The organism is Mycobacterium sp. IS-1496 (genome assembly GCF_001499995.1).
GTDB lineage: Bacteria > Actinomycetota > Actinomycetes > Mycobacteriales > Mycobacteriaceae > Mycobacterium.
Genome location: NZ_LQIU01000023.1, coordinates 137,218 through 161,079 on the forward strand (window position 1 = coordinate 137,218; position 23,862 = coordinate 161,079).

Below are 23,862 nucleotides of genomic sequence, written 5' to 3' on the forward strand. Positions count from 1 at the left end.
ATCCGGTCACCGAGCGGCCGCCTTGAGTTCATCGAGCGACTCCGACAGCAGACCGGGCAGGACGTCGACATCGCTCATCGCGTCGCGGTCGGCGTTGATCCCGAAGTACAGCTCGCCGTTGTAGGAGGTGACGCCGAGTGCGAGCACCTGGTTGTGCAGCAGCGGCGGCACGGCATAGGTCTCCAGCAACTTCGTCCCCGCGACGAACATCTGTTTCTGGGCACCGGGCACGTTGGTGATGAGCAGGTTGAACTGCCGGGCGGGGAACGTGGTCGCGACGCGAATCCCCATGGCGTGCAGTGTGGGCGGCGCGAAACCGGACAGCGTGACGATCGTGCGGGCGTCCACCAGGCTGGGCGCGGTCGGATGGGATTCGGTGGCGTGGGCGATCTGCGACAGCCGCACGACCGCATTGCTCTCCCCCACCGGCAGGTCGACCAGGAACGGCGACACCTGGCTGATCGCCTGTCCCGGACCCGAGGAGTCGATGTCGGCGTCGGGGTACACCGACATCGGCGCCATCGCCCGCACGGTGGCGGTCGGGGTGACCGGTTCCCCACGCGAGAGCAGCCAGTTGCGCAGCGCGCCGGCGACGACGGCGAGGACGACGTCGTTGATGTCGCAGTCGTAGCGCGCCCGCACGCTGCGATAGTCCTCGAGGCGGTGCCCGGCCACCGTGAACCGACGGTTGCGGGACACGGTGGTGTTCAGGGGGCTGCTCGGTGCGGTGCCCCGGGCGAACGTGCGGGCGAGGCCGGCGACGCGGTGGCCGGCGGCCACGAGCTGTTCGGTGTTGGCGAGGTCGGTGACCGCGGACCGCACCGCCGCGAGCTGTTCGGCGGGGCGGGTGACCCACTCGCCGACGGCCCCGAGCAGCAGCGCCCGGTCGCTGGGCTCGCGCGCGGGGATCCAGATGTCCTCACCGAACTCGGGCGGTCTCTGGGTGCGGTCGGCGATGACGTGGCCGATCTCGAGCGCGGTCATACCGTTGACCAGCGCCTGGTGGCTCTTGGTGTAGATCGCGACGCGGTTCTTCGCCAACCCCTCGACCAGGTACATCTCCCACAGCGGCCGGGACTTGTCGAGCGGCCGGGAGCCGAGGCGGGCGACCAGGTCGTGCAGCTGGGAATCGCTGCCCGGAGACGGCAGCGCCGAGCGACGGATGTGGTAGGTGATGTCGAACTCGCGGTCGTCGATCCAGACCGGCCGCGCCAGGCCCATCGTGACTTCGCGGACCTTCTGCCGGTACCGCGGGATCTGGGGTAGCCGCTGCTCCACGGTGTGCAGCAGGGTCTCGTAGCTCAGGCCGCTACGCGGCTTGCGCAGGATCGACAGAGTTCCGACGTACATCGGCGTCGAGGTGTTCTCCAACCGGAAGAACTCCGCATCCGACGCCGACAGCCGGGTCACCATCCGACGCCTCCCCTTTCGTCGAATCCCGCAATGTCCACGTCACGGTAGCGGCCCTGTCTGTGCAGCCGCATCACGGGTGCTCAGGACCTGCCGCGAATCGTGCGACGATGTCTAACGTCTGTTCCTCTCCAGCAGACGGTCGTCCTGTCCCGCCGAGCTGGAGAGTGCCGTGACCCAGTCATCGCCGTCATCGCCCGCCCCCGCCGGGCGTCCGTCGTTCACCTCGCCGGTCGTCGACTACGAACCCGCCCCCACCGACGCTGCGGTGCAGGCGTGCCCGGCGCCGTCACCGGCCGCTCTGCACCGGCGCACCCCGCGCATGTTGCGCCCGGCCCCACGGCCCGTCCAGGATGCGGCGCCGCGAGCGGCCGCAATGTTCGCCGACGTGGCACTGCGCCGGGTGCTCGAGGTCCTCGACCGCCGCAGGCCCGTGGGCCACCTCAAACCGCTGCTGGCCCCGCCCCTGCTCGACACCGTCGGCACGCTGTGCCGGGAGCGCCACGGACACCCCGCCAGGCTGCGCCGCGTGCGGTTGCGCAGCGCGGGCCCGTCGGCCGCGGAGGTGTGGGCGACCTACACCCGCGGCGAACGCGTCCGCGCGATCGCCGCGCGCGTGGAGGTCGTCGGTGACCGCCGCTGGCAGCTGGTGGCGCTGCAGATCGGCTGACTCAGCCGCGGCGCCGGGTGGGCTTGGCGGACTTGGCCTGCTTGCGGGCCGCTTCCCGGCGCTCCCGGCGCGTGGTGCCGCCGGGTGCGGCGTGGCGTGGACCGCCGTTGGACCGCTGCACCTCCGCCGAACCGTCCTCGCCGGGGCCGACGTAGGTCAGCGGCGGGGCGTCGTCGTTGTCAATTCCCTTGGCGCGCAACGTCGGTGCGGGAGTCTCCCGCTCCTTGGTGGCCACGCCGCCCTGGCCGCTCTGCGCCTGGGCCTGCGCCGCGGCGGCCGCGAACTCCGACAGCCCCGGAGGTGCCGCGACGGGCGCCACCCGGTTCGACGGCGCGGCGGGCGCCGCCTCGACGGTGACGTTGAACAGGAAGCCGACCGACTCCTCCTTGAGCGCCTCGAGCATGCCGACGAACATGTCGTAGCCCTCGCGCTGGTACTCCACGAGCGGATCGCGCTGCGCCATGGCGCGCAGGCCGATGCCCTCCTTGAGGTAGTCCATCTCGTAGAGGTGCTCACGCCATTTGCGGTCGATGACGTTGAGGAGCACGTTGCGCTCGAGCTGACGCATGGCGCCCTCGCCGGCCAGCTCCTCGAGCTCCCGCTCGCGTTCGGCGTAGGCCCGTTCGGCGTCCTTGATCAGCAGGTCGAGCAGTTCCTCGCGGGTGAGCTCACCGGCCTCGCCGACCGCGTCGGAGTCCACCAGGTCGTGGTAGTCGACACCGACGGGGTAGAGCTGCTTGAGCGCGGTCCACAGCTGTTCGAGGTCCCAGTCCTCCGAATACCCCTCGGCGGTGGCACCGTCGACGTAGGCGGTGACGACGTCGACGAGCATCTTGTGGGCCTGCTCGGCGAGGTCCTCGCCCTCCAGGATGCGGCGACGTTCCTCGTAGATGACCTTGCGCTGCTGGTTCATCACCTCGTCGTACTTGAGGACGTTCTTGCGGACCTCGAAGTTCTGCTGCTCGACCTGGGTCTGCGCGCTCTTGATCGCGCGGGTGACCATCTTCGCCTCGATCGGCACGTCGTCGGGCAGGTTCAGCCGGGTCAACAGCGCTTCGAGGGTGGCGCCGTTGAACCGCCGCATGAGCTCGTCACCGAGCGACAGGTAGAAGCGGGACTCGCCCGGGTCGCCCTGGCGGCCGGAGCGGCCGCGCAGCTGGTTGTCGATGCGGCGGGACTCGTGGCGTTCGGTGCCCAGCACATAGAGCCCGCCCACGTCACGCACGTCGCGGGCTTCCTCGTCCGCCTCGTCCTTGATCTGGTTGAGGGTGGCCTCCCAGGCGGCTTCGTACTCCTCGGGGGTCTCCACGGGGTCGAGGCCCTGTTCGCGCAGGCGCTTGTCGGCGAGGAAGTCGACGTTGCCGCCGAGCACGATGTCGGTACCGCGACCGGCCATGTTGGTGGCGACGGTGATCGCGCCGAGCCGGCCGGCCTCGGCGATGATGTTCGCCTCCTGCTCGTGGTACTTGGCGTTGAGGACGTTGTGCGGGATCTTGCGCTTGGTGAACTGCTTGGACAGGTACTCCGAGCGTTCGACGCTGGTCGTGCCGATCAGGACCGGCTGACCCTTCTCGTAGCGCTCCTGCACGTCGTCGACGACCGCGATGAACTTGGCCTCTTCGGTCTTGTAGATGAGGTCGGTGTTGTCCTCGCGGACCATCGGGCGGTTGGTCGGGATCGGCACGACGCCGAGTTTGTAGATCTCGTGCAGCTCGGCCGCCTCGGTCTGGGCGGTACCGGTCATGCCGGCGAGCTTGTCGTAGAGCCGGAAGTAGTTCTGCAGGGTGATCGTGGCCAGCGTCTGGTTCTCGGCCTTGATCTCGACGTGCTCCTTGGCCTCGATGGCCTGGTGCATACCTTCGTTGTAGCGCCGGCCGAGCAGGACGCGCCCGGTGAACTCGTCGACGATGAGGACCTCGCCGTTGCGGACGATGTAGTCCTTGTCGCGCTGGAACAGCTCCTTGGCCTTCAACGCGTTGTTCAGGTAGCTGACCAGCGGCGAGTTGGCGGCCTCGTAGAGGTTCTCGATGCCGAGCTGATCCTCGACGAACTCCACGCCGACCTCGTGCACGCCGACCGTGCGCTTGCGCAGGTCGACCTCGTAGTGCACGTCCTTCTCCATCAGCGGCGCCAGGCGGGCGAACTCGCTGTACCAGTTCGACGCGGCATCGGCCGGGCCGGAGATGATCAGCGGCGTCCTGGCCTCGTCGATCAGGATGGAGTCGACCTCGTCGACGACGGCGAAGTTGTGGCCCCGCTGCACGCGGTCCTCCAGCCGGTGGGCCATGTTGTCGCGCAGGTAGTCGAAGCCGAACTCGTTGTTCGTGCCGTAGGTGATGTCCGCGTGATACGCCACCCTGCGTTCATCAGGGGTCAGGCCCGAGAGGATGACGCCGACGGACAGGCCGAGGAAGCGGTGCACACGGCCCATCCACTCGCTGTCGCGTTTGGCCAGGTAGTCGTTGACCGTGACGACATGGACGCCTTTGCCGGAGAGGGCGTTGAGGTAGGCGGGCAGCACACAGGTCAGGGTCTTGCCCTCACCGGTCTTCATCTCGGCGACGTTGCCGAAGTGCAGCGCCGCACCGCCCATCACCTGGACGTCGAAGTGGCGCTGGCTCAGCACCCGCCAGGCGGCTTCGCGGGCCACCGCGAACGCCTCGGGCAGCAGGTCGTCGAGGTCTTCGCCGCCGTCGATGCGCTTGCGGAACTCGTCGGTCTTGGCTCGCAATTCGGCGTCAGACAGCTTCTCGACGTCGTCGGACAAGGTGTTGACATAGTCAGCCACCTTCTTGAGGCGCTTGACCATGCGGCCTTCACCGAGACGGAGCAACTTATCGAGCACGCTTTTTCCCCTGTGGGTTGAGGTATCAGACCTGTCCCATGGTAGAGGTCCAAGCTGGCAACTCCGCCGTCGTGGCAGTCCCGGATGCGTGTCCGCCACGACGAGCCCCGCGACGGCGCGGCGTCGCGGGGCTGTCGAAGGACGGTCAGGCGGGCCGGATCAGGCCAGCCGGATCAACCCGTAGTCGTAGGCGTGCCTGCGGTACACGACCGTGGCCTTGTCGGTCTCCTTGTCGTGGAAGAGGAAGAAGTCGTGACCGACGAGTTCCATCTGCGACAGCGCGTCGTCCACGGTCATCGGCGTGGCGGGGTGCTCCTTGACGCGGACGATGCGCCCCGGTTCGTGATCGTCGAGCGTCAGGTTGTCGAGCAGGGCGGTGTCCTCGGCGGGCGCCGGCGCCTCCTCCTCGATCGCCGCGGTCGCCGCGGTCGCCTCGGCGACCGACACCGGCCGCTTGTCCCCGTAGTGGATCTTGCGACGGTCTTTGCTCCGGCGCAGCCGGTTCTCGAGTTTGCTCACGGCCGCCTCGAAGGCGCCGTAGAAGCTGTCCGCACACGCCTCGCCGCGGACCACGGGACCACGTCCGCGCGCGGTGATCTCCACGTGCTGACAGTTCTTGCGCTGGCGGCGGTTCTTCTCGTGGTCCAGTTCGACGTCGAAGAGGTAGATGCTGCGATCGAACCGTTCCAGGCGCGTGAGCTTCTCGGAGACGTAGGTTCGGTAATGGTCGGGGATCTCGACGTTGCGGCCCTTGACGACGACCTCGGCGTTCGGCGCCTCCGCGTGCGGTTCCTCCTCGATCACCATCGTGCGGTCAGTTTCCGTGGAATGCGTTGACATACTTGGCAACTCGTTTCTCTTTCGCGTCGCACGCGAGGTGCGTGCCGGGGGTTGTCACGAAACGCGCCGAGAGCAGTCGCATCTTCTCCGAGATTGCCGCAGCCCACCGGCGCAAGGTGTCGACTGTCACCTCCTACCGTTGTGCGGCGAAGTGGCGCTTCGTTCTGAGCGCCGGCCGTGAATTCACGGGTGGTTAAGGGCGACGGTAGTCGTTGTTCACCCGGTCGGCCAGTGGTTCCCGAGACTGTTTCAAGTTCTTCACAGCGCTTTGACGCGGCCGCGACGGATGTCCTCATGATCAGGCGTAGGCCAGCGTGAGTACGGCGGACACTGCGGCGCCGGCCGTTTGCAGCACACGGACCGATTCCGCGGCGGTGGCGCCGGTGGTGACGATGTCGTCGACGAGCACCAGGGGCCCGGCGACGGGCCGGACGAGCCGGATCCGGTCGGCGACGTTGCGCTGCCGGTCCGGCACCGAGAGGCCGACCGAATCCCGCGTGAACGCCTTGGAGCGCAGCGCCGCGACGACGTCGGGCGAGACGGCGCGCGCCATCGCGGTCACCGGGTCACCGCCGCGGCGGCGGGCCGCGATCCGGCGGGTGGGAGCCGGGACGAGGGTGGCGCGCCGGTCGACGATGCCCCAGGCGGCCAGGTGCGCAAGGCCCTCGCCCAAGGCGTGGGCGAGCGGGGCGATCAGGTCGGTGCGGCCGCGTTCCTTCACGCCGAGGATCGCCCGTCGACGCGGCCCGGCGTAGCGGCCGAGCGAGAACACGGGAACGCCCGGATCGAGCCGCGGGCTGACCAGGTGCAGTTCGTCGGCCCTGACGGTCAGCGTCGCGGCGCACTGTTCACACCACCGCGTCGATGGCCTGCCGCAGCCGCCGCATTCGAGCGGGAGGACGAGGTCGAGCATGTCCGCAGTGTCGGCGCGGGGTGTGACAGTCCGATTCGCCGTAGTCCGGTGCGCCGATCCCTCATCCGGCGTTGGATGGACCCATGGCGGACAACGAGCGGCAGTCGACCATCGTCGACTGCCTGGTACAGGCCTTCGAAGCGCTGATGAAGGCCGACCCGGACGCCTTCCGCACCAAGTTCCGCAAGATGGCCGCCGAACCGTTCGCGTTCTACCGCGGCAGCGCATGCCTGTTCTACGCCGACGTCGCCGCCCGTGAGGACAAGTGGGCCGATGAGCGCACCAGCCGGGTGTGGATCCAGGGCGACCTGCACGCGGAGAACTTCGGCACCTACATGGACGGTGCGGGAAAGCTGATCTTCGACGTCAACGACTTCGACGAGGCCTATGTCGGTCACTTCACCTGGGATCTGAAGCGGTTCGCCGCGAGCGTGGCCCTGATCTGCTGGCAGAAGGCGCTCTCGGACGGGGAGATCGCGGGGTTGATCGAGACGTTCGTGCGCGCCTACCTCGAGCAGGTGCAGTGGTTCCTGCAGACCGACGACGACTCCTCGTACTCGCTGAACCTCGAGACCGCCCGCGGCGCGGTGCTGTCGGCCCTGCGGTCGGCGCTGCTGTCCACCCGCTCGGAGATGCTCGACCGGATGACGAAGGTGGACGACTGGGAACGCACGTTCCGCGACGGCGCCGGGGTCCGCCGGCTCGACGACGCCGAGCGCGAGAAGGTGCAGGACGCCTTCGACCGCTACCTCACCACGATCCCGGGCGCCAAGCGGTTCCACGGCATCGCCTATGACATCAAGGATGTGGTCGGCAAGACCGGACACGGGATCGGCAGCGCCGGATTGCCGACCTACACGATCCTCATCGAGGGGTTCAACCAGGCGCTGGACAACGACGTGGTGCTGTCGATGAAGCAGGGCAACGTCGCCGCCCCGAGCCGGGTCCTCGGCGACCACGAGGTCCACGACTACTTCGAGCACCACGGGCACCGCACCGCGGTGTCGCAGCGCGCCCTGCAGGCGCATGCCGACCCGCTGCTCGGCTACACCGACATCGACGGGGTGGGCTTCGTGGTCAGCGAATTGTCGCCGTACGAGGCGGATCTGGAGTGGGAGGAGCTGACCGAGCCGGACGAGCTGGGCGAGGTGATCGAGCAGCTCGGTCGGGCGGTGGCCAAGGTGCACTGCGTCGGCGACAGCGACAGCGACCAGTCGCTGGTGCAGTTCCAGACCGAGGAGGCGATCGTGTCGGTCATCGGCGACCGCGCCGACGAGTTCGTCGACGACATCGTCACCTTCGGCCTGGAGTACGCAGCGCAGGTCCGCGACGACCACCGTCTGTTCGTCGACGCGTTCCGCGACGGGCGCATCCCGGGGGTCACCTCGACGAGCGAGCGCTGAACCCGGGCACCGCCCTCCCCGTCATCCGCGAGCGTGCGTGTCTGCACCCGACGCGCCGTGGATTTCACAGCAGTTTGCGCACGCTCACGGGATCCTCGAAACAACTTGCGCTACAACCGTTTCAGCCGTCACACCGCGGTCGCGTGGCGTCGAGGTCATCCCGGCAGCACCGGGACCGTTCCGGCGACCATGAGCGGACGCACCTCGGTCCAGGTGGGGTCGCCCTCGGCCGTGGAGGGCGACAGCTGGACCACCCCGCGCGCATCCGCGACGTACACCGTCGAAGGGTTGGCCGCGACCGTGGTCACCGGCATGGCGAGGTTGCGGCTCGGCCCGTCGGAGTTCACCCCGTCGAGGTTGACGTAGGACACCGGATGCTGGGGATCCTTGCGGCTGACCACGATGTCGTCGCCGGTGCGCCAGGCCAACGACACCACCGTCTCACCCAGTCCGAAGCCGAGACGCCGCGGATAGGTCAGCGCGTACTGCCCGCCCTGGGTCTGCTCCACCGACGCGAGGATGACCTGCCCGCCGATCACCATGGCCGCCCGGGTGCCGTCGCGCGACAGTTGCAGTTCGGCGATCGGGCCGGGGAACTTCAGCGCCACCGGTCCGGCGTCGACCGGGATGCGCGCCGGCTGACCGGACGCATCCTGGATCACCCGCACGACGTTGGCCCCGTCGACCACCACCCACACGGCGCTGTCGAGCGACCAGCTGGGCCGCGACAGACTCCTGCCCTCCAGCGCCTGGCCCGCGCGCCCGCCGAGCGGCCCGATCCACAACGTGGATTGCATGTCGGGCGCGCCGGTCCGCAGCACCACCACCGAGGCGGCGTCCTGACCGCTGCGCGACACCGCCGCGGACACCTGGTTGGGCGCCTGACCGAACGATCCGGGGACCCGCGGGGCCCGCTGGCCGTCCAACGACACCAGCGAGCCGTTCATCAGCGCGTGCAGCCCGGCGGCGGCGCCGGCGAACGCCCCCGGGTCCGTGGCCGCGACGTCGGAGGTCTCCCACCCGTCGGTGAACCGGTCGTCGAGCGGAGCGCCGTCGGCGTTGATCACGTACGGGCCGTTGATGCCGGCCCGGTTGAGGGTCCAGATGATCTGCGCGGCAAGTAGTTGCCTGCTGTGCGGATCCGTCGTCGAGAGGTTCTCCAACTCGATGCGCGCACCGCCGTACCCGCGCCCCACGCCGGTCTTGCCGCCGTCGGCGCGGGTCACCGGTCCGCTCAAGGTCAGCGGCGAGCCCAGCAGGTTTCGCACCGTATTGGTCATCTCGGGCCGTGGCCCGGAGATCAGTTTGGACACCAGTTCGGTGGCCAGCTGATCGCTGTCGGACACCGCGACGTAGCGCGGGTCGGGGACGACGGTGGTGCCGGTCGGGTCGACGAAGTAGAGCGTGTTGCGTTTGTAGGTGGACTGGAACTGTTGCCAGTCGAGGAAGACCCCGTTGGGCAGCCGGTCGATGCGCCACCCGTCCGAGGTCTTCACCAGTTCGATCGGGCCGGGGTTCGGTAACGCGCCCTCGCCGGTCTCGAACACGCCCACATCCGAGAGCGAGCCGAGGATGTCGGCGCGCATCGTCACCGAGACGCGTTCTGGCTCACGGGTTTCGACGAACACCACCCGGTCGATCAGCAGGGCGCTGCCTGCGTCGTCCCAGGATTGCGACGCCGACTCGGTGAGGAACTGGCGCGCCGCGAGGTGCCGGTTCGCCGGATCGGCGGTGGCCTTGAGGAATTCGCGCAGCAGCACGTCGGGATCCATACCGGGCGTCGGTTTGGGCAGGCTCGGCGGCGCCGGCCGCTCGACGGTTCCGATCGCCTGCGGCGCCGAGGAGTTCGGCACCCCCGCGCATCCCGACGCGGCGACCAACACCAGCAGCCACACCGCCGCCACCAGTCGTCTCACACCGTCTCCCCCGCCGGCTGCCGCTCGCGCCCACCCCGGCGCGTGGTGCGGTCGGGCTGAACCGGCTTCAGCGGCAGCGGGCTCGTCGTCACCTTGTGACCGCGGACCAGCGGCAGCGTCAGGCGGAAGCAGGCCCCGTTGCCGCGCTCGCCCCACGCCTCGAGGCGACCCTGGTGCAGCCGGGCGTCCTCGATGCTGATCGCCAGCCCGAGACCTGTTCCGCCGGAACGGCGTACGCGCGACGGGTCGGACCGCCAGAACCGGCTGAACACGAGTTTCTCCTCGCCGGGCCTCAACCCGACACCGTAGTCGCGGACGGTGACGGCGACAGTGTCCTCGTCGGCGGCCATCCGGATCCGCACCGGTTTGTGTTCGGCGTGGTCGATCGCGTTGGCGATGAGGTTGCGCAGGATGCGTTCCACCCGCCGCGGGTCCACCTCGGCGATGACCTCCTCGGCGGGCTGGTCCACGATCAACTCGATGTCGGCCTCCTGGGCGAGGTGGCCGACGTTGTCGAGGGCACTTCGCACGGTGCTGCGCAGATCCACCGACTCCACCGACAGTTCGGCGACACCGGCGTCGTGGCGGGAGATCTCGAGCAGATCGCTCAACAGGGTCTCGAACCGGTCGAGTTCGCTGACCATCAGCTCGGTCGACCGCCGCAGGGCGGGATCCAGGTCGTCACTGTGGTCGTGGATGAGGTCGGCGGCCATGCGCACCGTGGTCAGCGGTGTCCGCAGCTCGTGGGAGACGTCGGAGGTGAAGCGGCGCTGCAGATTCCCGAACTCCTCGAGTTGGGTGATCTGGCGTTGCAGGCTCTCGGCCATGTCGTTGAACGACACCGCCAGGCGGGCCATGTCGTCCTCGCCGCGCACCGGCATGCGTTCGGACAGGTGCCCCTCGGCGAACCGTTCGGCGATCCGCGACGCCGACCGCACCGGCAGCACGATCTGCCGGGCGACGAGCAGCGCGATCGCGGCCAGCAGGCCCAGCAGGACGACGCCTCCGGTGGCCATCGTGCCGCGCACCAGCGCGATCGTCGACTCCTCGTTGGTCAGCGGGAAGATCAGGTACAGCTCGAGGTTGGTGACCTCCGACGACGTCGGGCTGCCGACGATCAGCGCCGGGCCGGCGAAGCCGTCGGCCTGCACCGTGGCGTACTGGTAGCTGACCTGTCCGGCCTTGACGAAGTCGCGCAACGCCTCCGGCACCTGGCTGACGGGTCCCGCGGCCGTCGCCGCACGGGGTCCGTCACCCGGGACGACGAGCACGGCGTCGTAGGCGCCGGCGAGCCCGCTGCCCGCGTCGGCCTTGCGGTCGATCAGCGTGTTCCTGGCCAGTTGCAGGCTGCTGTCGAGGGAGCGGGATTCCTCGCCGCCCACGATGCCGCCCACGGTGTTGCGGGCCTGTTCGATCTCCTCGGTGGCGGCCTTGACCTTGACCTCGAGGATGCGGTCGGTGATCTGACTGGTCAGCACGAAGCCGAGCACCAGGATGACGGCCAGCGAGAGCCCCAGCGTCAGGCTGACCACCCGCAGTTGCAGCGAGCGGCGCCACACCAGGCTCAGCGCTCGCCCGAGTGCGGCGAGGCCGCGGATCAGCGGTCCCGACCGCCAGAAGCCGCCCCGGATACGCCGTCTCGCGCCCCAGATCACGGAGACCGCCGAGCGGTGGTCATCACGGCCACGGGCGAGCCGCGCTGGATCACGGGGGTCCGGCCTTGTATCCCACTCCTCGAACGGTCAACACCACCTGCGGGTTCTCCGGGTCTTTCTCGACCTTGGCCCGCAACCGCTGGACATGCACGTTCACCAAACGGGTGTCAGCGGGGTGACGGTATCCCCACACCTGTTCGAGCAGCACATCTCGAGTAAACACCTGGCGCGGTTTGCGTGCCAGCGCCACCAGCAGGTCGAACTCCAACGGAGTCAGCGAAATCTGCTCACCCTGCCGGGTGACCTTGTGGGCGGGCACGTCGATCTCCACGTCGCCGATCGACAGCAACTCCGCGGGCTCGTCCTCGTTGCGACGCAACCGGGCTCGCACACGGGCGACGAGCTCCTTGGGTTTGAACGGTTTCATCACGTAGTCGTCGGCGCCGGACTCCAGGCCGAGGACGACGTCGACGGTGTCGGTCTTCGCGGTGAGCATGACGATGGGCACACCGGAGTCCGCACGCAGCACGCGGCAGACGTCGATGCCGTTCATGCCGGGCAGCATCAGATCCAGCAACACCAGATCCGGGCGGAGTTCCCGCACGGCGCTGAGCGCCTGGGTGCCGTCGCCGACGACGGCGGTGTCGAACCCTTCCCCGCGCAGCACGATGGTGAGCATCTCGGCCAGCGAGGGATCGTCGTCGACGACCAGAATCCTTTGCCTCATGGTGTCCATGGTGTCACCAGATCGCGATAAAACCCGGCTACCACGCAGGGCGTTTCTCCTGTCGGCCTCAGGAGGCGGTCAGCTGGTCGGCCAGCCCGGCCGCGTCGGCGTCGGCACCCGTGGTGATCCAGCGCCCGCACCAGTCGGCTTCGGCGAGCGCGCGGTAGACCTCGCCGGTGCGCCGCTGCAGCCCATCGTCGCGTTCGTAGGCGTCACGGGTCCGGTCGGACTCCTGCGCTTCCCGACGTTCGGCGCGCTCGGCCGCGAGCTCCGTCGGTACGTCGAGCAGGATCTGCCAATCGGCGCGCGGCAGACCCAACCGGTCGTACTCCAGGGCGCGCACCCACTCGACCACCTCGCCATCGCCCGACTGGTGCATGCGGGCGGCGCTATAGGCGGCATTGGAGGCGACGTAACGGTCGAGGATCACGACGTCGTAGGCGGCGGTCAGGTGGCCGATCTCGTCCCGGGCCTCGGCCCGGTCGAGCGCGAACAGCACCGCCATCGCGTACACCGATTCGGCGAGGTCGCCGTGCCCGCCGTGCAGCGCCTCCGCGGCCAGGTCCGCGGTGACCGAGCGGTGGTAGCGCGGAAAGGCCAGCGTAGCAACCGAAAGACCGGTCCCCTCGAACGCCGACCGCATACCGTTGGTCAGCGTCCGCTTGCCGGCGCCGTCGACACCCTCGATCGCGATGAGCACGCGGCGAGCGTAACCGCGGGCGGCCGCGGGCTCGGGCGGAGGGACGAATTGGTGCACCCGACCCACCGCGAGCCCAAATAGGCTCTACTCAGCGTGTCGGGAGTTTGCTGTGGGGAGGAGCTATCTCGGTCGCCGCCGGGCACCCCGTCTCGCCGCCGCATCGTCGCGGGACCCATCGACGTCTGCGTCGAGTCAACCGCACACAGACTGGAGGTTCGCCGAATGGGGCAATCCGTTGAAGTCGTCGTCTCGGAGCTGAATTCGGCATCGGTGCGTCTGGCCGATGCTGGGCAGCGCCTGCAGGACGGGCTGTCGAGTGTGGACCTGGAGGTCGACCAGCTGTTGGGGTCGGGCTGGAAGGGCGGCGCGGCGTCGGCGTTCGGCGGTGAGTGGGACAAGTGGCACAGCGGCGCGGGGCAGGTCGTCCGCGGGTTGCAGACCATGTCGGATCTGCTGCGGATCGCGGGCCGGGAGTACGCGAAGACGGATGAGCAGGCCGCGGGAGCACTCGGCTCGTCGATGCAGGCGACAGGCGCCGCCGGTGGTGCGTCGGGCGGTGGTGCGGCCACGACGAGTGCCAATGGCGCGGCGGGCGGCCAGGATGTCGCCGAGTTGGCGCAGCAGATGAACCTGACGGAGTCGGCGACGGCGGTAGCAGCGGCGGCGCCGGCCGCACAACCCGGCCAGGCGCTACCGACGGTGGCCGAGGCGGTGCAGGGGGCGGCCGGGCAGTCGACGCAGTTGGCGGGCGGGCTGGCACAACAGGCCGCCGCACTGGCCCAGGAGATTGTCGGGCTCGCGCGACAGGGCGACGCGGAGGATCCTGCCGCCCCGGCGCCGGGCGAGGAAGGTCGGGAGCTGTGACACAGCTGGTTGTGGACTTCTCGAAGCTGCAGGCGGCGATCGACCACATGCGCGAGTTCCATCGGGATGTCGTCGAGACCCTGGAGGACGTCGACCGCACGATGGCCGCACTACGCGCGACGTGGCACGGTGAGGCGTCGGAGGCGCAGGCCCAGTCGCAGCAGCAGTGGGAGGACGGCGCCGAACAGATGAACAAGGCGCTGGCGCAGTTACAGACGATCGCGGACACGGCGCGCAAGAACTACTTGGACGCGGTCGCGAAGAACGGTCAGATGTGGGCGTAGGACACTCGGGCTCCGGGGTGCGCATCGAGGTCGAACCGGACGCGCTGATCGACGCGGGCAAGCGGATCGGTTCCCTCGGTGAGCAACTGGACGCTCTGTCGGGCGCCGTGGGGCAGATCGTGTCGTCGGGCATCGCGTCGGGCACCGACCCGGCGGGATTGAACTTCGGGCTGGAATACGGCGATCAGGCGCAGGAGTTCGCCAACGCGGTGGCCGAGGCGGCGAACGCGTTCACGTCGGTGGGCTACATGCTCGTGGCGACGGGCTTCAACTACACGAACGCCGACGTCTCGTCGACGGTGGGCGGTTCGGGTCCGACGGGCAGCGCCGGTAACCCGCCGGCGGAGACCAAGGCGGCCGACGCCGCGACCGGGCCTGATGGGACCGGCGTTCCACCGCCGACGAAGTGGCATCTGATCGTGCCGTTCCTCAACGTCATTCCCGGCGGGATGTTCGCCGGCGCCGCCCTGACGTGGCCGTCGGGCAGTCCCGGGCGGCTGCGGCTCGCCGCCCGGCAGTGGGAGAACATCGGGACAGGTTTGTCGATCTTCGACGACCTGCTCACCCCCATGAAAACCGTTGTCGGCCAGCAGCAGATCCCAGAAGGCGGCCGGATCGGCGAAGCGCTCGACAAGCTGGGCGGTGCGGTGTCGAAGTTGTCGACGTCTGCTGGGATCCTCGCCGAGCAGATCGATGATTTCGCCAGAGGCGTCGAGGAGACCCAGAACGCCATCCGGCGGTTGCTCGACAGGATCTCACTCGGCGGGGCGTGGGACATGGTGAAGGGCATCTTCACCGGCGAGGCCGACGACATCCTGCGCGAGGTCGCCAACGACGTCGGCACCGTCCTCAACAACTTCCAGGATCAGGTCAAGGGCATCGTCGGCCTGCTCGGACAACTCACGTCGGCCATCGGTGATGCGGTCACGTCATTGCAGGAATGGGTACGGCCGCACCTGGTCGAACTGCTCGGCGATGACGTCGGTAACGCCCTCGCCGACGTGTTCACCCTGTACACCGATTTCCAGGTGGGGTTGACGACGGGGTTGATCAACACGGTGGCGAGCACCGTCGCGCTGGCGGACCCGGACACCTGGAAGGAGATGGCCAATGTGGCGCTGTCGGTCGCGAGGGATCCGTCGACGGCGCCCGCAGTCCTGGCCAACATGGGCAAGGAGTTCGTCGCGTGGGACAAGTGGTCCGGTGACCACCCTGGCCGGGCGGCGGGCGAGGCGGCCTTCAACATCGGGTCGTTGTTCGTGCCGGGTGGTGCGTTGTCGAAGACGGGCACGCTGGCAAAGGGCCTACGGACGACCAGGGGGCTGCTGAACGACGGCAAGATCCCCGGCCTGCGCGGCCTCGGATCAAGCGACGGTACACCGAATCTCGACACCATGCCCGATCTCGAGAGTGTTCCGTCGGGGGTGCCGAGCGTTCCGGAAGTGCGGCCGCCGGGCATCCCGGAGTCGGTGCTGAGCCCGACCATGCCGCACGGAGTCGACGGACCGTCGGCTCCGCGTGGTCTCGAGGGGCCGGCAGGCCCGCCCAACCCGCCGGGACCTGCGGCCATTCCGGGTGGCGGCGGTGACGGACCGACAACGCACGGGCGCGGCGACGAACCACCACCGCCACCGCCCGGAGATGGACCGAGACACCCGTTCGATTCGCCGAGCCCGGCGGCGCCGCATGACGCGCCGTCGCACGCGCCCAGCACCCACGAGTCTCACGCTCCGCAAGCCAACCAGACACCCGCGGGTGGGGGCCACGCCGAGGCCGGTACGGCTCCGCCGACGAACACGCACACCGGAGATCGTGCGCCGAGCCACAACGGCTCGAGCGCAGTCGAGTACAACGGCCGGGCGGACACGCCGGCAGATGCGCCCACGCACGCTCCCCCGGCGGATCAACACAACGGGCCGGCCGTGGACTCGAATTACCCTGCCGCGCAGACGCATACGCCCAGTGACGGCAATGCCGGGCGACACGACTCGAGCAGTGGCAGTGCACCGCCGCCGGTGGGGATGGCCGAGGTTGGACCCATGGCCCCGCATGTACCGGGGGCAACGCACGCTCCGAGCGCGACACTTACTCCGGACGCGCCCGCGAGGACACCTGAAGCGCGGGGGCCGGAGACCAGGGCGTCACACACCGCATCACCGGAAACCCCGCGTGCGCAACAGGCTTCGGCTGCCGGTCCGGCGCCTGGGCATACGCCGACGGCGCCGGTGACTGCGGGCGCATCGAACCACACGGCGGCCGCGGCCGGCCAGCCCACACCTGTGGGGTCTGAACGGCCAGGGTCGCGGCCGGAGATCGGCGGCGACAGGCCGCACGAGAGCAGCCCACCGCCGGCGACCCTTCGCGGGCACGACGTGCCGAATGATTCGGCCGAACTTGTGCGCGATTACGATGCCGACGGGCGAACGATACCGACGAACGAGCTGGTTCATCCGGACGCCGGCCTTCTCACCCACGATCTACTGGCTGACGCCGCGTCGAATCCGACTCGCGTCAGCGACGCAATGTCGCCAGGCTTACCGAGCAGTCATCCGGAGGTACGGGATTTGGTTCCTGACAGCTATGACCCAATGGGTGGAATGGGCGAGGACGCGTGGAAGCGCGAGTACTGGCCTAGCGGTGACCGGGACATGCACGGGAACCCGGATCTGGTCTGGCCGGATTCGCAAGCCCACCCCCAGGGATTCAACACGCCCGAAGGTCGAACGCCGACCGTGCTGAACCCGGGCGACGAATTCGATCGCTTCGGCCCGGGATTCGGTCAGTTCGGTTCGCCGGTCGGAACCCCTTTTCCCGAGCGGGCGCTGCCCGCACACAGCCTCGACGCTGGCTACCATCGCTACGAGGTAGTCCGTCCCTTGCCGATTTGGGAAGGCAAGATTGCGCCCGCAATGGGCCAACCCGGCGGGGGGACGCAGTACTACTTCACACAACCCATAGTTGACTTGCTCAACGCGGGCTACCTGAGGGAGGTTCGGCTATGAACCAGGCCGAGTTGGCGCGTGCGCTCGCCGCGATCGGCATATCTCGCGAGGTCCTGGCACTCGGTGGCCACGCAGATTATTCCTGGTGTCTGGAACAGTCATCCGACGGGATGTGGGAGGTGTACTGGTACGAGCGTGGAACGAAGAACAACCTCGTCCGTCTGGCGACGGAAACAGAAGCTTGTTTCCAACTGCTCGGCCGCTTGACCTACAGCCAACTCTTGGCCGACGCTATCGCACTCAGATAGCCGAACCGCGTCAAGACGCGTTCCACCTTGACCGGCGACGGCAGTCACAACCGTCAGATGACCAAGCCACTAGGCGGTCCTGGGATCCGATATCACCGGTGATATCAGCTATCGCCGGCGATATCACTTTTGCGAAGCGACTCCCACCAATTCCGCCCGAAGAGCACGCGGATCGAGCGCCCAACAACCGCTTTCGCGACAGCCGACTCTACGGCACCTCTGCGGTCTACGCCGAGACCGCACCCGCCCCGGCGACGAGCGACACCGCGACGTCGTGCACGGCCGCGACCAGCTTCGGCATGACCGCGCTGTCGTACCACCGCAGCCACTGCGCGCACGAATCGGCGTGCCCGTGCAACATTTCGACGGCGAACGGGTCGATACGCGGGCGGCGGGAATCGAACATCACCGTCACCGCACCCCAGTTGCGGCCGTCCTCGTCGCACATCGGCACCGCGATCTCGGCCTGCACACCGGAGGCAGCGAGCACCTCCATGTCGGTGAAGCCGTACAGCGGGGAGACCGCGACGTCGTCGACCCGCACGACCTCGCAGTGCGCGGTGGCGTACCCGGCGGCCGAGCCCTCGTCCTCCACGAAGCTGAAGTGGTGGCGGAACTGCTCGGGCAGACCGGTGTGGCTCTCGATGCACACCCCACCGAACGCGGCGTCTCGCAACTGCACGGCCGCCGACGTGGCGGAGAAGAGCTCGACGGCGGTGGTGACGAGATCGGCGAATACGTCGGACCGCCTCGGAGCCGTACCGCGGCCCCGCAGCGAGAACGACAGCGCCGGCGCGCTCGCGGGGATGCGGGTTCCCGCGTCAGCGTTGACGACCGCTGCCGACAGATGCCGGAGCTTCACGTCGTAGCGCTTCGACACGGTCAGCAGCGCACGAAAAGCCGTATCGGCGTTGATGATTTCATGGTCGTCCTGCAGCCGGGTGACGGCGTTGCGCACGACGGCGTGCGAGATCAGATTGATCGGCGCCACCAGCGCCGACTCGTCGAACGTCTGCTCGTCACCGATATGCACGTCGGCCATCCCACGCCCTCTCCGCAAATGAATGTGAGCTCTCAGTACCCCGGGGTTCTCGGCACGAAACGGCGTTCACCCACCCGTAAGATCCGCGTCAGTTCGCGGGTCAGATCCGCCCGCAGTTCGGCGCCGTCGGCACGCCTTTGAACCGGTCGGCGATCCACTGCATCGCGGGCTCACCGTCGACGAACATCGGCAGCCCGTGGTTGACCACGGCCTTGTTCAGAAACGGCGGCTGCTCGTTCGTGCGCGCCTCCACGTCGGCGCCCTGCGCACACCAGTCCCGGCCGAGCTGCATCGCCGGCGCCCACGGCACCAGCGGGTCGAACCTGTTGGCGTTGATCAACACCGGCGCGTTGGGCTTGGACCGCCCCAACTTCTGCTCGTCGAACAGCGACCTGAACGGTTCCTGTTCGACCAGCTGGTGGATGTCCTGGTTGAAGTACGGCTGCAGGTGCCGGAACATGAATTTCGTGATCGTCTCGGCGATGCACTGGTCCTGCACCTTGAACAGCATGTCCGCGCCGCGCGGCGTGAGTGTCGCCCGGATCGCCGCCTCGTGTTCGGGGTAGGCGGTGATCACCGAGTTCAGCGCATAGCCGACGACGCCGACCAGCATGCTGCCGTCGGCGAAGGGGAACAGCGCCTTGAGGTCGGCCGGCGGCGCGCCCGCATAGGTTCCGACGACGTCGACCTCCGGTGCGTATCCCTGTGCCATCTCTGCGGCGGATGCGGCCGCTCCCCCACCCTGCGAATAGCCCCAGAAGGCCACGGGCCCATCGGGACTCAGCGAGGTGTCGGGTAGCCGCTTCGCCGCCCGGGCCGCGTCGAGCATCGCATGGCCCTGCGAGACGCGGCTGACGTAGGTGTGCAGACCCGGTGTGCCGAGGCCCTCGTAATCGGTCATGACGATCGCGAACCCCCGCGCCACCATGGTCGCGACGAACAACTCCTCGTAGTTGAACGCGATGTCCAGATAGGGCGACCAGTGGATGCCCTGGTTGAACTGTCGCGACGGCGCGCACTGGTCACCCTGGCCCTGGGTGCCCGGCCCGTAGACGATCAGCGGGCGCGGTCCACCGAAGGGCCACGGGTTGTGCGGTTCGAAGTACGTTCCGGTGACGGCCACCGGGTTGCCTCGAGCGTCGTTGCTGCGGTACATGATTCGCGTACCGTTCGCCATGATCATGCCGAGCGCGCCGGACGGTTCGAGTACCAGCCGCGAAGGCTCGGTGCGGATCAGATCGCCGGGGGCACCCGGCGGCAACGGGTCCGGTGGGGTGTAGAACGCCTGGTACTCGTCCTCGTTGAAGTACGGGTGATGGTCGTCGATCGTCGGATCGTCGGCATTCGCCACGGGCGACGCCGTCATCGCGACGGTGAGCAGGCACAGCACGACGCAAACGATCCGGATTCCCCGCCCCACGGGCAGACCCTAACTCCGAACGTGCGCCCACCGCGAGAAATCTTGAAGATTCTCGCCGTGAGCGCACGTTCGGCGCAGTGAACTCAGTACCGGTAGTGCTCCGGCTTGTACGGGCCCTCGACGTCGACGTTGATGTACTCCGCCTGCTCCTTGGTGAGCTTGGTCAGCGTGCCACCGAGCGCCTCGACGTGGATCTTGGCGACCTTCTCATCGAGATGCTTCGCGAGCCGGTAGACCGCGTTGTCGTACTCGTCGTTCTTGGTCCACAGCTCGATCTGCGCGATCACCTGGTTGGAGAAGCTGTTGCTCATCACGAACGACGGGTGGCCCGTCGCGTTGCCCAGGTTCAGCAGACGGCCCTCGGACAGGACGACGATCGAGTGGCCGTCGTCGAAGGTCCACTCGTCGACCTGCGGCTTGATGTTGATCCGCGTGGCACCCGAACGCTCCAGGGCCGCCATGTCGATCTCGTTGTCGAAGTGGCCGATGTTGCCGAGGATGGCCTTGTCCTTCATCGCCTTCATGTGGTCGAGGGTGATGATGTCCTTGTTGCCCGTCGAGGTGATGACGATGTCGGCGCTGCCGATCGCCTGCTCCACCGTCACCACGTCGAAGCCGTCCATCAGCGCCTGCAGCGCGTTGATCGGGTCGATCTCGGTGACCTGCACGCGGGCGCCCTGGCCGGCCAGCGACTCCGCGCAGCCCTTGCCCACGTCGCCGTAGCCGCAGATCAGCACCTTCTTGCCGCCGATCAGCACGTCGGTGCCGCGGTTGATGCCGTCGATCAGGGAGTGGCGGGTGCCGTACTTGTTGTCGAACTTGCTCTTGGTCACCGAGTCGTTGACGTTGATGGCCGGGAAAGGCAACTCACCCGCGGCCTCGAACTGGTACAGCCGCAGCACACCGGTGGTCGTCTCCTCGGTGACACCCTTGACCGACTCGGCGATCTTCGTCCACTTGGTCTTGTCGGTCTCGAACCGCTCACGCAGCAGGTTGAGGAAGACCCGGTACTCGGCGGAGTCGTCGTCCTCGGCGGGCGGGACCACGCCGGCCTTCTCGAACTGCGCACCGCGCAGCACCAGCATCGTGGCGTCACCGCCGTCGTCGAGGATCATGTTGGCCGGCTCGCCCGGCCAGGTCAGCATCTGCTCGGCGGCCCACCAGTACTCCTCCAGCGTCTCGCCCTTCCAGGCGAAGACCGGGGTGCCCTTGGGCTCCTCGGGGGTGCCGTGCGGCCCGACGACGACCGCGGCGGCCGCGTGGTCCTGGGTCGAGAAGATGTTGCACGACGCCCAGCGGACCTCGGCACCGAGGGCGACCAGGGTCTCGATGAGCACCGCCGTCTGCACCGTCATGTGCAGGGATCCGGAGATGCGGGCGCCCTTGAGCGGCGCCACCTCGGCGTATTCGCGCCGCAGCGCCATCAGGCCCGGCATCTCGTGCTCGGCCAGGCGGATTTCTTTACGGCCGAACTCGGCCAGGGACAGGTCGGCGACCTTGTAGTCGATGCCGTTGCGGCTCTCGACCGTCAGTCGCTGCTCAGTCGTGGTCATGTGTTTCCTTTTCGTGCGCGCGTCGCAATTACTTAGCTGAGTTTCAGATTAGCGATCGGGGCGGTGCGTCTTCGCCAGCCGCGGATCCTGCTCGATAACACCGTAGCGCTCCGCAAAGGGTGTCATGAGCCGGGCCAGGTCACCGGCCACATCGTGGTCGGCCTCCGGGGGCATGGAGACGTAGCTCATGGCCAGGCGCACGATCGCGCGGGCGAGGATTCCGGCGTCCTCGTCGCTGGCCTTGACCCAGCTGTGCCGGAAGGTCGACGTCAACCGGTCCGAGCACCGGGTGATGATCGGCCCGCTGTCGGTGGTGATGATCTGCAACAGGTCCGGCTTCGAGTCCCCGGACAGCAGCGAGATCACCAGCGGATCGGCGGCCGACTCGGTGAAGAAGGCGCGGAACCCCTCGAGGAAGGCGGCGTACACCTCGCCGACGTTGCTTTCGATGGCGTCGTCGACCGCGTCGACGAGGCGGTCCGCCAGGCGCAGCGCGTACCCCTGGGCCAGCCCCTGCCGCGAGCCGAATTCGTTGTAGATGGTCTGGCGGCTGATCCCGGCCGCCTTGGCCACGTCGGTCAGCGTGATGGACGACCAGTCGCGGGTGCCCAGCAGTTCGCGCATTCCGTCGAGGATCGAGTCGCGCAGCAGCACCCTCGACGCCTCGGCGTAGGGCACGCGTGCGCGGGAAACCACACGCGCGACCCTAGCGGTCATCCCCGGGCGACCTCCACCATCTCGAAGTCCGACTTCGCCGCGCCGCAGTCCGGGCAGCTCCAGTCGTCGGGAATCTCGTCCCAACGGGTGCCCGGGGCGATGCCGTCCTCCGGCCATCCCTTGGCCTCGTCGTACTCGAATCCACACTGCACGCAGACGAACAGCTTGTAGTCCATGGTATTTCCTCTCGTATCCGTCGGCCCTGCGCTCAGGGCACCGGTTCGAAGTCGACCTTCTCGCGCACCGCGCAGTCCGGGCAGCCCCAGTCCTCGGGGATCTCGCTCCACGGCGTCCCCGCCGCGAAGCCCTCCCGGGGAGCGCCGCTGACCTCGTCGTAGACGTAGCCGCAGCCCGGGCACCGGTAGGCGCTCACCGGGCGTCCCCGGCCGCCCCACCTGCCGGCTCCTCGCGCACGCGCTCGTCGCGATACCTGGCCAGTACCTTGTCGCGCACGCGGGGATGGACGTTGACCCGGGTGATGTCGCCGCCGTAGTGCTCGAGCACCCGGTGGTCCATCACGCGGCGCCACAGCGGCGGGAAGTACGTCAGCGCGATCATCGACGCGTACCCGCTCGGCAGGTTCGGCGCGCCTTCCATGCTGCGCAGCGTCTGGTAGCGGCGGGTGGGGTTGGCGTGGTGATCGCTGTGCCGCTGCAGGTGATAGAGGAACAGGTTGGTCACGATGTGGTCGGAGTTCCAGCTGTGCACCGGCGCGCAGCGCTCGTAGCGACCACTCGCGGTCATCTGCCGCAGCAGCCCGTAGTGCTCGAGGTAGTTGACCGTCTCGAGCAGCGTGAAGCCGAACACCGCCGAGATGACGATGTACGGGAGCACCGCCCAGCCGAACACCGCGACCAGCGCGCCGTAGAACACCACCGACATCGCCCAGGCGTTGAGGACGTCGTTGGACCAGTGCCACCTGCTCCGCCCGCTGCGCTCGAGCCTCTTCGCCTCCAGCTCCCACGCCGACTTGAGCGAGCCGAAGACGCTGCGCGGCAGAAATTCCCAGAACGTCTCACCGAACCGCGCCGAGGCGGGGTCCTCGGGCGTCGCGACCCGGACGTGGTGTCCGCGGTTGTGCTCGATGTAGAAGTGGCCGTAGCAGGTCTGCGCCAGCGTGATCTTCGACAGCCAGCGTTCCAGCGAGTCCTTCTTGTGGCCGAGTTCGTGTGCGGTGTTGATGCCGACGCCGCCGAGCAGACCGACCGACAGCGCCAGGCCGATCTTCGCCGGCCAGCCCAGGCCGCCGTCGAAGCCCAGCCATCCCAGGTCCGGGGCGGTGAACAGGTAGGCGCCGAGGACCACGCTGGCGTACTGGAAGGGAATGTAGGCGTAGGTGCAATAGCGGTAGTACCTGTCGTTCTCCAGCCGTTCCATCACCTCGTCGGGCGGGTTCTGCCCGTCGGGGCCGAACCGCAGATCGAGGGCGGGCAGCAGGACGTACAGCAGGATCGGCCCGATCCAGAACGGGGCGGCGGCGGCCGCGTGCCATCCCTGCTGGTTGAGCGCCCACACCACAGGCAGCATGACGAACAGTGCGGTCGGGGCGATCAGGCCCATGAGCCACAGGTAGCGCTTGCGGTCACGCCACTGGGCGGTGTCGAGGGCTTGCGGGTCTGCGGTCACAGCCACCTCCAAGTGAGTCATCACGGC

The 23,862-nt window shown here is 68.3% G+C and carries 21 protein-coding genes; 6 read left to right on the plus strand and 15 right to left on the minus strand.

Annotated elements, in window-relative coordinates; all coding sequences use genetic code 11:
- Positions 1 to 6 precede the first annotated feature (6 nt).
- The gene (locus AU195_RS13795; protein ID WP_059159619.1) at positions 7 to 1,413 is read right to left on the minus strand and encodes a WS/DGAT/MGAT family O-acyltransferase; all 1,407 of its coding nucleotides are present in this window, start codon (positions 1,411 to 1,413) and stop codon (positions 7 to 9) included.
- A 169-nt stretch (positions 1,414 to 1,582) separates the two neighbouring features.
- Between AU195_RS13795 and AU195_RS13800 the strand changes: the two genes are divergently transcribed.
- The gene (locus tag AU195_RS13800) at positions 1,583 to 2,080 is read left to right on the plus strand and encodes an Rv3235 family protein (protein WP_059159620.1); all 498 of its coding nucleotides are present in this window, start codon (positions 1,583 to 1,585) and stop codon (positions 2,078 to 2,080) included.
- Position 2,081: 1 nt separating this feature from the next.
- Here AU195_RS13800 and secA read toward each other — a convergent pair whose 3' ends face one another.
- The 3 genes from secA to AU195_RS13815 all read right to left on the minus strand — a co-directional run bounded on the left by secA (position 2,082) and on the right by AU195_RS13815 (position 6,678).
- Positions 2,082 to 4,925: a preprotein translocase subunit SecA gene (gene secA / locus AU195_RS13805; protein WP_059159621.1), complete on the minus strand. Its 2,844-nt coding sequence runs from the start codon at positions 4,923 to 4,925 to the stop codon at positions 2,082 to 2,084.
- Between the two features lie 159 nt (positions 4,926 to 5,084).
- Positions 5,085 to 5,732, minus strand: a complete 648-nt coding sequence (gene hpf, locus AU195_RS13810) for a ribosome hibernation-promoting factor, HPF/YfiA family (RefSeq protein WP_172800575.1) — start codon at positions 5,730 to 5,732, stop codon at positions 5,085 to 5,087.
- Positions 5,733 to 6,063: 331 nt separating this feature from the next.
- Positions 6,064 to 6,678, minus strand: coding sequence for a ComF family protein (locus tag AU195_RS13815; RefSeq protein ID WP_059159623.1), 615 nt, complete (start codon positions 6,676 to 6,678; stop codon positions 6,064 to 6,066).
- 83 nt (positions 6,679 to 6,761) lie between these two features.
- On the opposite strand from AU195_RS13815, the gene AU195_RS13820 reads away from it, so the two are divergent.
- Positions 6,762 to 8,081, plus strand: coding sequence for a DUF2252 domain-containing protein (locus tag AU195_RS13820; RefSeq protein ID WP_059159624.1), 1,320 nt, complete (start codon positions 6,762 to 6,764; stop codon positions 8,079 to 8,081).
- 155 nt (positions 8,082 to 8,236) lie between these two features.
- Here the strand turns inward: AU195_RS13820 and lpqB are convergent, their stop codons facing one another.
- From lpqB to AU195_RS13840, 4 genes are read right to left on the minus strand one after another with little or no spacing between them, the layout of a single operon-like run.
- On the minus strand, positions 8,237 to 9,988 hold the full coding sequence (gene lpqB, locus AU195_RS13825) for an MtrAB system accessory lipoprotein LpqB (protein ID WP_502687342.1): 1,752 nt from the start codon (positions 9,986 to 9,988) through the stop codon (positions 8,237 to 8,239).
- A 5-nt stretch (positions 9,989 to 9,993) separates the two neighbouring features.
- A complete protein-coding gene (gene mtrB, locus AU195_RS13830; RefSeq protein WP_059159626.1) occupies positions 9,994 to 11,652 on the minus strand; it encodes an MtrAB system histidine kinase MtrB in 1,659 nt (552 codons plus the stop codon).
- A 49-nt stretch (positions 11,653 to 11,701) separates the two neighbouring features.
- On the minus strand, positions 11,702 to 12,388 hold the full coding sequence (mtrA, locus tag AU195_RS13835) for a two-component system response regulator MtrA (RefSeq protein WP_059159627.1): 687 nt from the start codon (positions 12,386 to 12,388) through the stop codon (positions 11,702 to 11,704).
- 58 nt (positions 12,389 to 12,446) lie between these two features.
- The gene (locus tag AU195_RS13840) at positions 12,447 to 13,079 is read right to left on the minus strand and encodes a dTMP kinase (protein ID WP_059159731.1); all 633 of its coding nucleotides are present in this window, start codon (positions 13,077 to 13,079) and stop codon (positions 12,447 to 12,449) included.
- 222 nt (positions 13,080 to 13,301) lie between these two features.
- Between AU195_RS13840 and AU195_RS13845 the strand changes: the two genes are divergently transcribed.
- The 4 genes from AU195_RS13845 (at position 13,302) to AU195_RS13860 (ending at position 17,477) form a co-directional block, all read left to right on the plus strand.
- Positions 13,302 to 13,943 carry a WXG100 family type VII secretion target gene (locus tag AU195_RS13845; RefSeq protein ID WP_059159628.1) on the plus strand — a complete coding sequence of 214 codons (642 nt, stop codon included), beginning with the start codon at positions 13,302 to 13,304 and terminating at the stop codon, positions 13,941 to 13,943.
- On the plus strand, positions 13,940 to 14,227 hold the full coding sequence (locus AU195_RS26205; protein ID WP_286149236.1) for a WXG100 family type VII secretion target: 288 nt from the start codon (positions 13,940 to 13,942) through the stop codon (positions 14,225 to 14,227). The genes AU195_RS13845 and AU195_RS26205 overlap by 4 nt, the downstream gene beginning before the upstream one ends.
- A 419-nt stretch (positions 14,228 to 14,646) precedes the next feature.
- Positions 14,647 to 17,229 carry a glycohydrolase toxin TNT-related protein gene (locus AU195_RS13855; RefSeq protein WP_157531130.1) on the plus strand — a complete coding sequence of 861 codons (2,583 nt, stop codon included), beginning with the start codon at positions 14,647 to 14,649 and terminating at the stop codon, positions 17,227 to 17,229.
- Positions 17,226 to 17,477 (plus strand): hypothetical protein, encoded by a 252-nt coding sequence (locus AU195_RS13860; protein ID WP_059159630.1) that lies wholly within the window; start codon positions 17,226 to 17,228, stop codon positions 17,475 to 17,477. The genes AU195_RS13855 and AU195_RS13860 overlap by 4 nt, the downstream gene beginning before the upstream one ends.
- A 226-nt stretch (positions 17,478 to 17,703) precedes the next feature.
- Here AU195_RS13860 and AU195_RS13865 read toward each other — a convergent pair whose 3' ends face one another.
- The 7 genes from AU195_RS13865 to AU195_RS13895 all read right to left on the minus strand — a co-directional run bounded on the left by AU195_RS13865 (position 17,704) and on the right by AU195_RS13895 (position 23,856).
- Positions 17,704 to 18,519 (minus strand): GAF domain-containing protein, encoded by an 816-nt coding sequence (locus AU195_RS13865; RefSeq protein ID WP_059159631.1) that lies wholly within the window; start codon positions 18,517 to 18,519, stop codon positions 17,704 to 17,706.
- 100 nt (positions 18,520 to 18,619) lie between these two features.
- Entirely contained in the window at positions 18,620 to 19,885 is a 1,266-nt protein-coding gene (locus tag AU195_RS13870) for a lipase family protein (protein ID WP_157531135.1), read from the minus strand.
- A gap of 137 nt (positions 19,886 to 20,022) precedes the next feature.
- Positions 20,023 to 21,492 (minus strand): adenosylhomocysteinase, encoded by a 1,470-nt coding sequence (gene ahcY, locus AU195_RS13875; RefSeq protein ID WP_059159632.1) that lies wholly within the window; start codon positions 21,490 to 21,492, stop codon positions 20,023 to 20,025.
- A 48-nt stretch (positions 21,493 to 21,540) separates the two neighbouring features.
- The gene (gene alkX / locus AU195_RS13880) at positions 21,541 to 22,209 is read right to left on the minus strand and encodes a TetR family transcriptional regulator AlkX (protein ID WP_059159633.1); all 669 of its coding nucleotides are present in this window, start codon (positions 22,207 to 22,209) and stop codon (positions 21,541 to 21,543) included.
- A complete protein-coding gene (locus AU195_RS13885; protein ID WP_059097680.1) occupies positions 22,206 to 22,385 on the minus strand; it encodes a rubredoxin in 180 nt (59 codons plus the stop codon). Before AU195_RS13885 ends, alkX begins: the two co-directional genes overlap by 4 nt.
- A 32-nt stretch (positions 22,386 to 22,417) precedes the next feature.
- Positions 22,418 to 22,582 (minus strand): rubredoxin, encoded by a 165-nt coding sequence (locus AU195_RS13890; RefSeq protein WP_059159634.1) that lies wholly within the window; start codon positions 22,580 to 22,582, stop codon positions 22,418 to 22,420.
- Positions 22,579 to 23,856, minus strand: coding sequence for an alkane 1-monooxygenase (locus tag AU195_RS13895; RefSeq protein ID WP_059159635.1), 1,278 nt, complete (start codon positions 23,854 to 23,856; stop codon positions 22,579 to 22,581). The genes AU195_RS13890 and AU195_RS13895 overlap by 4 nt, the downstream gene beginning before the upstream one ends.
- Between the last annotated feature and the right edge of the window lie 6 nt (positions 23,857 to 23,862).